The 14,193-nt window shown below is 59.0% G+C and carries 11 protein-coding genes and 1 tRNA gene; 6 read left to right on the top strand and 6 right to left on the bottom strand.

What is annotated here, in order from left to right; all coding sequences use genetic code 11:
- The first annotated feature begins 67 nt into the window (after positions 1-67).
- The gene (gene otsB, locus ACWUI2_RS20890) at positions 68-4,057 is read left to right on the top strand and encodes a trehalose-phosphatase (RefSeq protein ID WP_486984785.1); all 3,990 of its coding nucleotides are present in this window, start codon (positions 68-70) and stop codon (positions 4,055-4,057) included.
- An 11-nt stretch (positions 4,058-4,068) separates the two neighbouring features.
- Here the strand turns inward: otsB and lepB are convergent, their stop codons facing one another.
- From lepB to ACWUI2_RS20870, 4 genes are all read right to left on the bottom strand, one after another.
- Positions 4,069-5,352 (bottom strand): signal peptidase I, encoded by a 1,284-nt coding sequence (lepB, locus tag ACWUI2_RS20885; RefSeq protein ID WP_486984784.1) that lies wholly within the window; start codon positions 5,350-5,352, stop codon positions 4,069-4,071.
- Between the two features lie 10 nt (positions 5,353-5,362).
- Positions 5,363-7,159 (bottom strand): translation elongation factor 4, encoded by a 1,797-nt coding sequence (gene lepA, locus ACWUI2_RS20880; protein ID WP_486984783.1) that lies wholly within the window; start codon positions 7,157-7,159, stop codon positions 5,363-5,365.
- A gap of 138 nt (positions 7,160-7,297) precedes the next feature.
- Complete coding sequence (gene fabD / locus ACWUI2_RS20875) at positions 7,298-8,224, bottom strand: ACP S-malonyltransferase (RefSeq protein ID WP_486984782.1); 927 nt, start codon at positions 8,222-8,224, stop codon at positions 7,298-7,300.
- Between the two features lie 6 nt (positions 8,225-8,230).
- On the bottom strand, positions 8,231-9,328 hold the full coding sequence (locus ACWUI2_RS20870) for a type IV pilus twitching motility protein PilT (RefSeq protein WP_486984781.1): 1,098 nt from the start codon (positions 9,326-9,328) through the stop codon (positions 8,231-8,233).
- 129 nt (positions 9,329-9,457) lie between these two features.
- Between ACWUI2_RS20870 and dapA the strand changes: the two genes are divergently transcribed.
- The 3 genes from dapA to ruvA are packed head-to-tail and all read left to right on the top strand — an operon-like array spanning position 9,458 to position 11,729.
- Positions 9,458-10,360, top strand: a complete 903-nt coding sequence (gene dapA / locus ACWUI2_RS20865) for a 4-hydroxy-tetrahydrodipicolinate synthase (protein WP_486984780.1) — start codon at positions 9,458-9,460, stop codon at positions 10,358-10,360.
- Positions 10,361-10,363: 3 nt separating this feature from the next.
- A complete protein-coding gene (gene dapB, locus ACWUI2_RS20860) occupies positions 10,364-11,098 on the top strand; it encodes a 4-hydroxy-tetrahydrodipicolinate reductase (protein ID WP_486984779.1) in 735 nt (244 codons plus the stop codon).
- Between the two features lie 10 nt (positions 11,099-11,108).
- A complete protein-coding gene (gene ruvA / locus ACWUI2_RS20855) occupies positions 11,109-11,729 on the top strand; it encodes a Holliday junction branch migration protein RuvA (protein WP_486984778.1) in 621 nt (206 codons plus the stop codon).
- Between the two features lie 19 nt (positions 11,730-11,748).
- Here the strand turns inward: ruvA and ACWUI2_RS20850 are convergent, their stop codons facing one another.
- Together ACWUI2_RS20850 and ACWUI2_RS20845 are read right to left on the bottom strand one after the other, a co-directional pair.
- The gene (locus ACWUI2_RS20850) at positions 11,749-12,402 is read right to left on the bottom strand and encodes a hypothetical protein (RefSeq protein ID WP_486984777.1); all 654 of its coding nucleotides are present in this window, start codon (positions 12,400-12,402) and stop codon (positions 11,749-11,751) included.
- On the bottom strand, positions 12,399-13,001 hold the full coding sequence (locus tag ACWUI2_RS20845; protein ID WP_486984776.1) for an RNA polymerase sigma factor: 603 nt from the start codon (positions 12,999-13,001) through the stop codon (positions 12,399-12,401). The genes ACWUI2_RS20850 and ACWUI2_RS20845 overlap by 4 nt, the downstream gene beginning before the upstream one ends.
- 253 nt (positions 13,002-13,254) lie before the next feature.
- Here ACWUI2_RS20845 and ACWUI2_RS20840 point away from each other — a divergent pair.
- Positions 13,255-13,329: transfer RNA gene (locus ACWUI2_RS20840), tRNA-Lys, on the top strand.
- A gap of 156 nt (positions 13,330-13,485) precedes the next feature.
- Positions 13,486-14,163, top strand: a complete 678-nt coding sequence (locus tag ACWUI2_RS20835) for a response regulator (RefSeq protein ID WP_486984775.1) — start codon at positions 13,486-13,488, stop codon at positions 14,161-14,163.
- Positions 14,164-14,193 lie beyond the last annotated feature (30 nt).

Here is a 14,193-nt window from a genome sequence, read left to right as displayed (position 1 = left end):
CGCTACGCTTACGCTAATGCGATCGAACTGGATCGGTGACACCATTCGATTGTGACCAGACCGAGTTATGAAATCTTGCTTACATATTTCCCGCCGCAATTTCGATGCGGTGATCTTCGATCTCGATGGCGTGATCACCCGCACCGCCACGGTCCACGCCGCCGCTTGGAAAGAGCTTTTCGACGAGTTCCTTCGTCAGCGCGCCGCGGCTTCGGGCGATCCCTTTGTCCCATTCGACGAAAAGGAGGATTATTTGGAATTCGTCGATGGCAAACCGCGCTACGACGGCGTCGCGAGTTTTCTCGAATCGCGCGGAATCACCCTTCCCCGCGGAACTCCGGACGACGCTCCCACGGAGGAAACCATTTGCGGACTCGGCAATCGAAAGAACCGCTATTTCAACGCCCGCCTTGCCGAAGGGGGCGTCGAAGTGTTCGACTCCACCATCGCCCTGGTCAGGCAACTGCTCGATTGCGGTTTCCGAGTCGCCGTCATTTCCTCCAGCAAAAATTGCCAGCCGATTCTCGAGGCCGCCGGAGTCGACCATTTGTTTGAAGTACGGGTGGACGGAATCGAATCGGAGAAAATCGGCATTCCGGGGAAACCCGAACCCGACATCTTTCTCGAAGCCGCCCGACGGCTGGAAGTTCGTCCGGAACGATGCGTGGTGGTCGAAGACGCCATTTCCGGAGTCCAGGCCGGAAAGGCAGGCGGTTTCGGATGCGTGATCGGCGTCGACCGCGAACATATCGGCGATGCCCTCAAGGAAAACGGCGCCAGCGTCGTGGTCCGCGATCTGGCGGCGTTGAAGGTGGAAAAAGAAGCCCCGCGGACACGACCGATCGACGAGCTCCCCGATGGCTCCCAATGCCTGGAACAAGTCAGCCGGACGCCGGAAACCCGGATCGCCGTCTTTCTCGACTACGATGGCACGATCAGCCCGATCGTCGACGATCCCGCCGCCGCCAATCTCTCGGACGAAATGCGTCAGGCGGTGGCCAAGTTGGCGGAACATTGCATCGTGGTGGTGATCAGCGGGCGCGACCTCGAAGACGTCAAAGAACGGGTCGGGCTCGACCAACTGATTTATTCCGGCAGCCATGGTTTCGACATCGCCGGCCCCAAAGGACTTCACAGCCTCAGCGAAGAGGCGAAAGATTTTCTCCCGATTCTCCAAGCCGCCGAGAAGCGGGTGGAGAAAAATCTCCGGTCGGTGGACGGCGCCCACATCGAACGCAAGAAATTTTCCATCGCCATCCACAGCCGCCGGGTCCCGGAAGAAAAGAGACACGAAGTCGAACGCGCGGTCGACGACGCCGCCGAAGCCCATCCGGAACTGCGGAAAACAACCGGCAAGATGGTCTTTGAACTCCAACCGAGAATCGATTGGAACAAAGGAAAAGCCATCCTCTGGCTAATGGACGCGCTGGAGCTCGATCCCCAGGCGACCTTGCCGATTTACATTGGCGACGACGTTACCGACGAAGACGCGTTTCGGGTCCTTCCACCCCAAGGAATCGGCTTGGTGGTCAAAGGCGGAACCCATCCCTCAGCCGCCGATTATTCGCTGGAAAACACCGAGGCGGTTCGACGGTTCCTCAATCGTCTCGCCGCCGAACTCAGCATGGGCTCCTCGACCGACGCCTGGGCCCTCACCTACGACGGCTTCCAACCGGCGGAGGAAGGCTTGCGGGAAGCGCTCTGCACCCTCGGCAATGGTTACTTCGCCACCCGGGGAGCCGCCCCGGAAAACCAGGCTGACGATATCCATTACCCTGGAACGTACTTATCATTCGGATACAATCGCCTTGAGACCGAGGTGGCCGGGCGCATGGTCGAAAACGAGGATTTGGTCAACCTCCCCAATTGGCTGCCGCTTTCCTTTCGGATCGACGGAGGCGACTGGTTCGACCTGGCCCGCTTCGAGATTCTCGAGTGTCACCAGACCCTCGACCTCAAAATCGGGATGCTTCGTCGCGAAGTCCGTTTCCGCGACGCGAAGGGCCGTGAAACCCATCTGCGTCAACGGCGAATCGTTCACATGAAAAATCCCCACCTCGCCGCGCTCGAAACCAGCGTTCGGGCTTTGAATTGGTCGGGCCGGATCGAGTTTCGGTCCGCCCTTGATGGGCAGGTGACCAATGCCGGGGTCCCTCGCTACCGGGATTTGAACAGCCGCCATCTGCGACCGATCCGCGAGGCCGAAATCGACCCGGAGACCATTTTCCTCAAAGTGGAAACGGTCCAATCCGAAATCCGGATTGCCCTGGCCGCGCGAACCCGCGTCTTCACGGCGGATCGGTCGGCTCCGATCGAACTAACCCGAAAGACCCGTCGCGAGGAAGGGCTGATCGAGCAAACCTTCGCCGTCGATCTGGACGAAGGAGCGGAAGTCCGGATCGAAAAAGTCGTCGGTTTGGCGACGAGCCGGGATCACGCCATCTCCGAAGCCGGTCTTCACGCGGCAAAGGTCGCCGAGCGGTCCGGCAACTTCGACTCGCTCCTGGAGAGCCACGCCCTTGCCTGGAAACAACTCTGGCGTCGTTTCAACATAGAGCTCACCCTGGCCGACCCCGTGGTCGGTGCCCGGACCAGCCTGATCCTTCGCCTGCATTGTTTTCATCTGCTCCAAACCACTTCGCTCCACACCATGGATCTCGATGTCGGTGTTCCCTCCCGAGGTTGGCACGGCGAGGCCTACCGGGGGCACATCTTCTGGGACGAACTCTTTATCTTTCCCTTCCTCAATCTCCGGCTTCCCGAAATCACCCGTAAACTCCTTCTTTACCGTTACCGCCGCCTCGACGAGGCCCGGCACGCCGCCCGCGAGGAAGGGTACCGGGGGGCGATGTTCCCGTGGCAAAGCGGCAGCGATGGGCGAGAGGAAACCCAAGTCGTCCACCTCAATCCGAAATCGGGCCGATGGCTCCCCGACAACAGTCATCTGCAACGGCACGTCAACGCGGCGATCGCCTACAATGTCTGGCAATATTACGAGGCCACCGCCGACGCGGAGTTCTTCTATTTCAGCGGCGCCGAAATGCTACTCGAAATCGCCCGGTTCCTCGCTGGTCTGGCCACGCCGAATCCCGCAACCGGTCGTTACGACATCATCGGGGTGATGGGTCCCGACGAATACCACGACGCCCTGCCCGGCTCGGAGGAAGGCGGACTCCCCAACAATGCCTACACCAATGTCATGACAAGCTGGGTACTTTGCCGAGCCATTGAAACGCTCGACTCAATCCCGGAAGACCGGAGGCGCGAACTCTGCGAGACGCTCTCGCTCGGCGAAGAGGAAATCGACTTGTGGCGCGAGATCAGTCGAAAACTCACGATTCCCTTCCATGGCGATGGCATCATCAGCCAATTCGAAGGTTACGAATCACTCGAAGAACTCGACTGGTCCCGTTACCGCGAAAAACATGGACCGGTCTTACGCCTCGACCGGATCCTTGAAGCGGAAGGCGACACCCCCAATCGTTACAAGGCGTCAAAGCAAGCCGATGTTCTGATGTTGTTTTATCTCTTCTCCAAGAACGAACTGAAAGAAATTTTCGAACATCTCGGCTATCCATTCTCGCCCGATCTCATTGCGCGAAACATCGCGTATTATGAACAACGCACTTCCCACGGCTCGACGTTGAGCCATGTGGTCCATTCCTGGGTGGTCGCCCGATCGGACACCGCTCGCGCCTGGGACTTGTTCCGGCAAGCCTTGGAAAGTGACGTCGCCGACGTCCAAGGGGGGACGACCCCGGAAGGCATCCACCTCGGGGCGATGGCGGGAACGGTGGACTTAGTCCAACGCTGTTTCACCGGCATCCATCCTCGCGGCGACGTCCTCCACCTCAATCCGGCCCTGCCGGCGCAAATCGAGGAATTGAGCCTGCATATTCGATTCCGAGGTCATTCCCTCGTGCTTGAGGTCGCCGAGGGAGTTCTGCGAATCCGCAGCCTACGCTCCGCCGAAAAACCGATCCGGATCGCCCGGGGCGGAGAAGAACTCTCTCTGGTGGAAGGAACCGTTCTGAAGTTCCCGTTGAACGGCAACTGAGTGCCCGCCTCCTACTGGGCGCGGCCCCACCGTTTGGTGAACGGGTAATAGATGAACAAAGAGCGCCCGACCACTTCGCCCTCAGGAACAAAGCCGAACATCCGGCCGTCGAGACTGTTCGGGGAGTTGTCTCCGAGGGCGTAGAAATGATTCTCCGGCACGGTCAGTGTCCGTCCGATCGCGAGATTTCCGTCGTTGACATAACCGGGATGATTCCCCTCCTGACTGTGGATCTTTTCAAAAACCGGACGGCCGTCGATCGGTTCGCCGTTGCGATAGAGCACCGGGGCCTGAATTTCCAACTGATCGCCCGGAAGTCCGACCAAACGTTTAATATAATATTTATCTTCCGGGGTGCCGTCCGGCGCACTCAGGCCAGGAATCTCGCCGGTGCGGAAAACGAATCCGTCTCCGACTTTCGGACGAACGAAATGATACGACATCCGATCGACGAAAAGTTGATCCCCGGTGAGGATATCAAATTCCAAGACCGGTTGTCCCGCCTCGACCCGCCTCCCGGTTCCGACCAAAATAGTTTCCCCGGGCGTCGCGTTTTGCTGGCGGCTCTGCCGTTGCACGGCCTGGTCGAATTCCATCGCGTCGGCGAAAAACGCCTCGTGGAATACTCCATCGATCTGGAAGTCCGGCGGCACGTCGACATACACCGGCGTTTCGCCGACGAACAATTGGTAGCGGTAGGCCTGTCCCGGTAGAATGAGCCAGGTCCTGCTCGGGACCGCGCCGACCGGTGGGATGCGGGCGCGAAAGGCATCTCCCCGAGGATTCAATTGCACCACCAAACGGACTTCCCCGCTCACCGGAGCCTCGACGGTGTGGCGTTTGGCCCCGAAAGCGATCCGCCGGGCAACGGTCGCCGCTCCGCCAGGACGATCCTCGGCTTCGACAAACACTTCGTGGGTCATGCCGAAATAGGTCGGCCACATCGAATTGGTCGGAATCTTAAACGGTTGGACGAAATAGGTGCGGATCCCGATTGCCAGAATCGCGGCAACCAGGAGCACCTCGACGTTTTCCGCCCAGCTCGAACGCCGGTAATACGGTCCGCCGCAACGCCGCAGAACATCTTCCATCCGCTCGGCCGCGAGCCGCAATTTCGAAGCGTCTTCTTTGCGCCGGAGCGTTTCCTGCAAATGGCGCGAAGCCCCGACCAGTTCCTGTACCTCCTTCTCATTCAGAAGATCCCGGCGGTAATGGTAAACTTTTTCGGAAAGCCGCAACCAGCCCTCCGCGTTGCGCCGCATCTTTTTTTCCTCCGAACTGAAAAAGCCGATCATGCTCCGAATCTCACTGGTTTTTGAGCACCTTGATGAAGGCGTCCTGCGGGATCGAAACCCGACCGACCTGTTTCATCCGCTTCTTACCTTCCTTCTGTTTTTCCAACAATTTTCGCTTCCGGGTGATGTCCCCGCCATAACATTTGGAAGTGACGTCCTTCCGCAAGGCGCTGATGGTTTCGCGGGCGACGATCTTTCCGCCCACCGCAGCCTGGACCGGAATCTTGAAGAGCTGAGACGGAATAAGTTCCGCCAACTTGGCGCATAACGCCCGGCCCTTGTGTTCCGCTTTCGAGCGGTGGACGATGCAGGAGAAGGCGTCGACCGGTTCCGCGTTGACCAGGATGTCCAGCTTCACCAAATCGGATTCCTGGTAGGAAGATACTTCGTAATCCATCGACCCATACCCGCGGGTGATGCTCTTCAACCGATCGTAGAAATCGACCAGGATTTCGTTTAACGGCAGGGTGCAGGTCAACATCAGCCGTGTATCATCGAGGGTCTCGGTATGGTCGCAGGTCCCCCGTTTATCCATTACCAGCGCCAGGACATCACCGACGAACTCGGTCGGCACGTGGATGGTGGCCCGGATGGTCGGTTCCTCCAGCTCCTCGATGTGGGAGGGATCGGGCATATGGACCGGGTTATCGATATCGACCACGGTGCCGTCCGCCAAACGGGCTTTGTATACGACACTTGGATACGTCAGAATGATGTCGACTCCATATTCGCGACGGATCCGTTCCTGGACGATCTCCATGTGAAGGAGTCCGAGAAAGCCGCAACGGAAGCCAAAACCGAGCGCGGCGGAACTCTCGGCGGTGTAAATCAACGCGGCGTCATTAAGCCGGAGTTTGCCAAGGCTGGCCTTGAGCTTCTCGAAATCCGATGTATCCATCGGATAAATACCACTGAAGACCATCGGGCGGACTTCCTTGTAGCCGGGCAGCATCTCGGAGGCCGGCCGATCGCCGGCGGTGATGGTGTCACCGGTCTTGACGTCGGCCACGGTCTTGATGTTGGTCACGATGTAACCGACGTTTCCGGCGGTGATTTCATCCGTCTGGACCATGGTCGGAGTGAAGATGCCGACCTCTTTGATCTCGATCTTGAGCTGGTCGCTCATCAGGAGCATTTGTTTGCTCGGTTTCAGCGACCCGGAAAAGACCCGGACGTAGCAAATCACTCCTTTATAAGCGTCGTAGGAACTGTCGAAAATCAACGCCCGGGTGGCCGGATACGTGGCCCAACGGGGCGCCGGGAGGCGATGGGCAACCGCTTCGAGAATGTCCTCGATTCCGATGCCTGATTTTCCGCTGGCGAGAATCGCTTCCTCGACGGGAATCGCCAGGATGTCTTCCATCTGACGGGAAACCATTTCCAGGTTAGCGCTCGGAAGATCGATTTTGTTGATGACCGGAATCACCTTCAGCCCTTGGGAGAACGCGAGGTGGGCGTTGGCCACGGTCTGGGCCTCGATCCCCTGGGAGGCGTCGATCAGGAGCAAAGCCCCTTCGCAGGCGGCCAAGCTGCGGGAAACCTCGTAGGAAAAGTCGACGTGGCCGGGGGTGTCGATGAGGTTGAAAAGGTATTGGACCCCGTCTTTGGCCTGATAGGCCATGGTGACTGGATGGGATTTGATGGTGATGCCCCGCTCCCGCTCCAGATCCATGGAATCCAGGTGCTGTTCCTTCATCAGTCGTTCCGTCACGGTCGACGTATGTTCGAGCAAACGGTCGGACAACGTGGTCTTGCCGTGATCCACGTGAGCGATGATGCAGAAATTCCTGATATGATTTAAATCCATGAAGGTTGGAGAGAAAAATAGGCTGGCGGTTTTCCGCAAACCCCAATTTCGGGAAAACGGAACCGGCGGAACCATCCGCCGGTAGCGGACCGTTCCGCGGCCCGTCCGGTCCGGGCCCGATCAAAACTCAGACGATACTCAATTCCCGGAAAGCGCAACTTTTTCGATATCCCCGGCTTCGGCGACGCCGACCACCTTGATTGCTGGATCGGTCCGGCGGGCGAGACCGCTGAGAATGGCTCCCGGTCCGCATTCGAAGAAGCGTTCGATCCCGCGGGCGGCGGCGTTGCGCAAACAATCCTCCCACAGGACCGGGGAGACGACCTGGCGGACCAGCGCTTCCCGGATCTCGGCCGCGCTGGAAACCGGCTGGCCGGTGGTGTTGGTGAAAACGGTCAGATGCGGCGGGTGGAAAGCCACCTGCTTAAGATAACCGGCAAAGGCCTCCCGGGCCGGTTCCATCAGGCGGCTATGGTAAGCCCCGGCGACCTTGAGCGGAATGACCCGCTTGAAGCCACGTTCTTTGGCCCCTTCGACCGCTTGGTCGACTTTCGACTTTTCGCCGGAAATGACAATCTGACCGGGGCAATTGAGATTCGCCATGTCGATATCGAAATCCCGGCAAAGCGCCTCGACTTCCTCCCGGCCGGCCCCGATCACGCTGGCCATGCCACCGGTGGTCGATTCGCAGGCCGCCTGCATCAGACGCCCCCGCTCGGCCACCACCCGGAGCCCGGTCGCGAAATCGAAAACGCCCGCGGCGGTGAGGGCGGTCACTTCGCCGAGGCTGAGACCGAGCGCCACTTCGACCTCGTCGAGGAGGCCTTTTTCCCGCAGGACGGTGACCACGGCCATACCATGGACGAAAAGCGCCGGTTGGCAGACTTTGGTTTCGGTGAGTTCCCATTCGTCGCCGGCGAACGACAACTGCTTGAGATCCCATTCGAGAACGTCATTGGCATGATCATACAACTCGGCCACCGAGGGATAGGTCTCGCAGAGACTCTTTCCCATCCCGACCTGTTGGGCGCCCTGCCCAGAAAAAAGCAATCCGGTCTTTCCCATCACAATTTATCCGATGATTCCGCCTTCGCTGAGGAAGATCCCCTTCAGGTTCATTTCGAGAGCCTTCGGGTTCGACGAAGCCGCCAACGCGTCGGCTTTGCTGATCTTGCCGGCCTTGATGAGCCGGAACAAATCGCGGTTGAACGACTGGCTACCAGTCTCCCCGCCCCCTTCGAGGATCGACGGAATTTTGGCGAACTGCCCTTCCTGAATTACGCTGCGGGCGACCGAATCCATCACCAGAATCTCCAACACCGGCAATCGGCCCCCGCCCTCCATCGCCTTGACGAGACGTTGGGCGACCACCGCTCGGATCGACTCGGAGACTTGGCGGCGCATTTGCTCCTGCTGCTCGGGCGGGAAAAACTCGAAAAGCCGCATCACCGCCTGGTGGACGTTGACCGCGTGCAGCGTCGACATCACCAGGTGCCCGGTCTCGGCGGCGGAAAGGGCCGTCTCGAACGTTACCCGGTCGCGCATTTCTCCGATGAAAATGACGTCGGGATCCTGCCGAAGCGCCGCCCGCAGTCCGAGGGCGTAGTTGGCGGTGTCGATGCCGATTTCACGTTGGTTGAAGACCGCTTTTTCGTCGTGGAAATTGTATTCGATCGGATCCTCCAGGGTGACGACGTGACACTCCCGGTTTTGATTGATCCAATTAAGCATCGCCGCGAGGGTAGAACTTTTTCCGACCCCGGTCGCCCCGCACATGAGGACGATGCCGTCGCGGTTGTTGCAGAGCTTCCCGAGCTGCGCGCCGTCGAGATTGAGATCCGCGAAATCGGGGATTTTGCTCTGGACGTGGCGGAAAGCGATACTGGTGGTGTTGCGCTGACGGAAGCCGTTAACCCGGAATCGCCCCAGGCCGCCCGGCGAATAGGCGAAGTCGATTTGCCCCTCCTCTTCCCAGACCGAACGGAAGCGCTGCGGGATCGCCGATTCCACGAAGGCCTTGGCGTCGTCGTTGGAGATCGGGTCCATCTCAACCGCCTTCAGCGAGCCGCTGATGCGAAGGAGCGCCGGTTTGCCGGACTTGATGTGGATGTCGCTGGCACCGTTCTCCACGGCCAACTTAAGGAGTTCGTTGAATAATTGCTGACTCATTCCGTGCGTGCTAAATTTGCTGCCAAAATGTTAAAACAGTTGTCATTGAACAAGATTACGTTCTGTTTGGGCACTACAGCAACCCAATCCTGTTTTTTAGGAAAAGGAAAGGTTTAGGACGTTTAGATTATGAATTCAACTCAATTTACGGGAGCCTGGACGGCTCTGGTGACGCCCTTCCGGGACGGGCGGGTCTCGTTCGACGAACTGTCGCGCCTCGTCGACATCCAAATTGAACAAGGGATCGACGGCTTGGTCGCGGTCGGAACCACCGGCGAAAGTCCGACGGTCGACTTCGAGGAACACATCGACGTGGTCCGTAGCGTCGTGAAAGCCGCCCGCGGACGAGTGCCGGTCCTGGCCGGAAGCGGGGCCAATTCCACGAGCGAAGGCGTCAAACTGACCGCCGGAGCCCATGAGGCGGGAGTAGACGGCATGCTGGTGGTGACTCCCTATTACAACAAGCCGACCCAGGAGGGCATGTTCGGGTATTTTTCCCGATTGGCCGAAGCCACCGACCGACCGATCGTCCTCTATTCGATCCCCGGCCGCTGCGTGATCGAAATCGGAATTCCCCTGATGGAGCGACTCCTGGAGCGGTATCCACACGTCAACCACATCAAGGAAGCGGGCGGTTCCTGCGACCGGGTCGACCGGATCCGTCAGACGTTCGGAGACAAAATGACGATTTTGAGCGGCGACGACAGTCTCACCCTTCCCTTCATCGCCCTCGGGGCGAAGGGAGTGATCAGCGTCGCTTCGAACGTGGCCCCGGCCGAAGTGAAGGCGCTGACCGACGCCGCCCTGAACAACGATCTGGCGAAGGCCCGGGATTTGCACGCCCGCTTGTATCCGTTGTTCAAAAACCTGTTTGTGGAAGCGAATCCGGGCCCCGTGAAATACGCGATGCGCCTGGCCGGGATCATCGGCTCCGAAGAGGTTCGCTCCCCTTTGTGCGAACTGGAAAGCGCCAACAAAACGTTGATCGAGGAGACCTTGCAGCCCCTCGGCTTACTCAACTCCACCCGCTGAGCCATGTCTTTGAACGTTCTAATCAACGGCGCCCGCGGCCGAATGGGCCGGGCGGTGATCGAGGCGGCCGGACGCGGGAATTACACCATCACGGCCGAAGTCGACGTCGGAGACGATCTCGAAGCGGCGATCCAAAAATGTGACGTGGTGATCGACTTCAGCGCGGCCTCCGCCACCTTGCCAACCGCCCGGGCGGCCGCGAAATGGGGCCGGGCGTTGGTGATCGGCACCACCGGGCACAGTGACGAGGAAAAGGCGGCCATCTCCGAGAGCGCCGCCCAGGTTCCGACGGTTTGGGCGGGCAATTTTTCGGTGGGGGTGAATCTCCTCTTTTATCTGACCGAGAAAGCCGCCGCGGTATTGACCGCGGACTACAATCCGGAAGTGATTGAGATGCATCATCGGATGAAAAAGGATTCCCCGAGCGGCACGGCGGAGCGATTGCTGGAAATCCTGCTGAAGGCCCGCCAATTGAAACCCGATCAAATCGCCCACGGCCGGCACGGCATGGTCGGGGAACGTCCGGAGGCGGAAATCGGTATGCACGCGCTTCGCGGCGGCGACGTCGTCGGCGATCATACGGTCATGTTCGCCGGAATCGGCGAGCGACTGGAATTGACGCACAAAGCGAGCAGCCGAACCGTTTTCGCGGAAGGCGCGTTGCGGGCCGCCTCCTGGGTGGTCGACCAACGCCCCGGCATTTACGACATGCAGGACGTCCTGGGCCTCCGGGATTGAGGGAGCGCCCATGCTGACCTATATCCAGGGAAAACTTGCCTCCGCCACCCCTCTCCAGGCGGTGGTCGACGTTCAGGGACTCGGCTACGACGTGAATATCCCGGTCACCACCGCCGAGCGTTTACCGGCGATCGGCGCGACGGTGAAGTTGTTCACCCTAGTGGTCTACCGGGAGGACTCGCAAGCCCTCTACGGCTTCGCTACCCGGGAAGACCGCGATTTTTTCCGGCTCCTGGTGGAAAAAGTCTCCGGCGTCGGCCCACGGGTCGCCCTCTCGATCATGAGCAAGCTTTCCCTCCCGATGCTGCGCAGCGCCATCGCCTCGGGAGACGTCGCCCTCCTTTCGAAATGCCCCGGCATCGGAAAAAAAACCGCTGAACGGTTGGTCATCGAATTGAAGGACAAAGTTGGCCTCGGCACCGCCGCGGCCCCCGCGAGCCCGGTTTTGGGCAGTGTCCGCGGCGAAAGCGATGTCGGAACCGCCGCCGATACCAAGGTGGAGGACGCCGTCCTGGCTTTGGTGACGCTCGGATACAAGCCGGCCGACGCCGACAAAGCCGTCCGAAAAGCCTTGGCCAAGAGCGGAGAGGACATCAGCGCGGAGGCCCTGATCAAGGCAGCGCTTCGATAATCCTAAACGTCGAAAACTTTTACCGCTGGAACTGAAACGAAGTCAGCCCGGCATTCGGTTCCTCATTCCGGGAATTCCGCGGTGGCGGTGAACCGAAATGGGAGGGCTGATCCCATCCGAGAGCGGCGCTTTCGGTCGCGAATGACACGTGGGCGGGATCAAAATATCGGCTGCCGCGAGGGGACCGGGCGAATTCCGAGCGGCCCCCGAAAATAAACGGTTCGGGTTCGCGGAACACCGGGCGCGGCCGTTCGGTCCGGCGGACATTGATCCCGCGCGGATCGAGCACCTCTACCACCCGCAGCGCCTCCCCTTCGATCTGGACGAAACCGGCCTCTTCAACATCGTCCTGAAAAACCGCCACCGCGGCGGCGACGGTCAGGCAGGCGGCCGCCAGAGCACCGGTCGAATAAAGCAAACCGCGCCGAAAACAGGACCGGCTGGAATCGCGGGCCAGGATCTGGTATTTCCTCAGATCGACGGTTTGGACCAACTCTTGGCCATGTTTCCGGGAAAGCCGCTGGGAAGCTTGGCAAAGACGGCAGTAACTGAGGTAGGTAGCTCTGCGCTGAGCGTTTCCCGCAACTTCCCGATCCAAGATCTCCCGCTCTTCCGGAGAGATCTCGTCGTCGATGTATAAATTCAGAAGTTCGAGGAAACGCTTTTCGTTCATTGAAACTCTCTACCCATTTTTTCCCGTAAGCCTTCGCGCGCCCGGGCGATCCGGCTTTTCACCGTCCCCACGCTGATGTTCAGCACGGCCGCGATTTCTTCATAGGAAAGATTTTGCACGTTGCGCAAGACCAGGATTTCGCGGTGCTTACCATTCAGGTGTTGCATGCACTCCGCCACCCGGTCGACGAACTCCTGGGTAACCGCTTCGTCCTTCGGGCTTTCCACTTCCGAAGGAAACACATCCGACAACGTCATGCTGGCGTCTTCCGTCAACGGTTGGTCGAACGAAATCGACTTGTCCCGTTTCCGGCGCCACCAATACCAGTACTTGTTCCGGGCCAGATTGGTCGCGATCTGGTAAAGCCAGGTCGAAAAAGCCGAGTCGCCGCGGAAATTCGCCAAACCGCGGTGGGCGCGGACAAACGCGTCCTGCGTCACCTCCTCCGCATCCTGGGAATTCCCCAGCAGTTGCTTCACCATGACGAAAATGCGGTCCCAATAACGAAGCACCATTTCATCGAATGCCGCTTGGTCGCCGTTCTTGAAACGGTCCACCAGCATCCGGTCGATGGCTACTTCCTGCGCTTTCGTGCTCATGTAATCAGCGTTTGTTGGACTGGCGGTTTTGACGAGTGTTCCCATAGATGCGCGAATTTTGTGGTTATTGTTTTTTCACTCTTACACCACGATCAGGAAAAAAGAAAGTTCCCCACAGTATTTTCCCTGATACAAACCCCGGGGGGAATCACCAGGTTTTTCTTTTTTTTCAAAAAAACCGCCATCGAAAGCTTGACCGTTCCTCCCCGTATGCCCGATGATGATCCTTTCACGGTTTCGTCCGAAACGAGATGGGTCGGTAGCTCAATGGTAGAGCAGTTGCCTTTTAAGCAATTGGTTCCGGGTTCGAGTCCCGGCCGACCCACCACCCATTCGATCGACGGATTTCACGGTGAAAAAGAACGTCCGCCACGGCCGTTCTTTTTTTGCGGCTTCCTTTGCCGTAAAAAACCTGTCAAACAGGTGTAACTCTCCTTTAAAAACTTTTAATGGTCCCTTACCGGCTCCTAATATTTTCCCCTAAGTGAGTAACGAATCTTCCACCAAACGGGTCGTCATCATCGAGGACCAGACTGCGATCAGGGACATGCTGGAAATGGTCCTCAAGACCCTCCCGGGGTTCACCTTGATCGGCTCGACCGGAGATGGCCACGGCGCTTGGGAGATCTGCCAGGAACAGCAACCCGACCTCATCATCCTCGACATCATGCTCCCTGGCTTGAACGGGGTCGAAATCCTCCGCCGCCTCCAAAAACAATTTCCCGCCACCCGGGCGGTGGTTTTTTCCGGTTATCAAAATGTCGCGCTGGTGAAAGAGACCATCCGCGCCGGCGCCCACGGATTCGTCGAAAAGACCGCCAGCCTGTCCGAACTCAAGAAAGGGATCCAAGTCGTGGCGGACGGAGGCAGCTACTTCGGCCCGATGGTCGCGGGACTTTTGCGCGACGCGGTCCTCCACCCGAATGAACCGGCCAGCGGAGCCGAGATTTTGACCGCCCGCGAACGGGAGGTGCTCCAATTGATCGCCGAAAGCTACAGCACCAAACAGGTCGCGGCCAAATTGGCGGTCAGCATCAAGACGGCGGACAACCACCGCACCAATCTGATGCGGAAACTCGACTTGCACGACGTGGCGAGCCTGACCCGCTACGCGATCCAGATCGGCCTCGTCGAAGACACCCGCGATCCGACTTTCCAATAATAGGGACCGAAGCACCCAACTGGTAACCGA

Source organism: Verruconatronum alginivorum, from assembly GCF_056590205.1.
The sequence above is the reverse complement of the archived record's forward strand: the minus strand, read 5'-3'. Positions and strand labels throughout refer to the sequence as shown.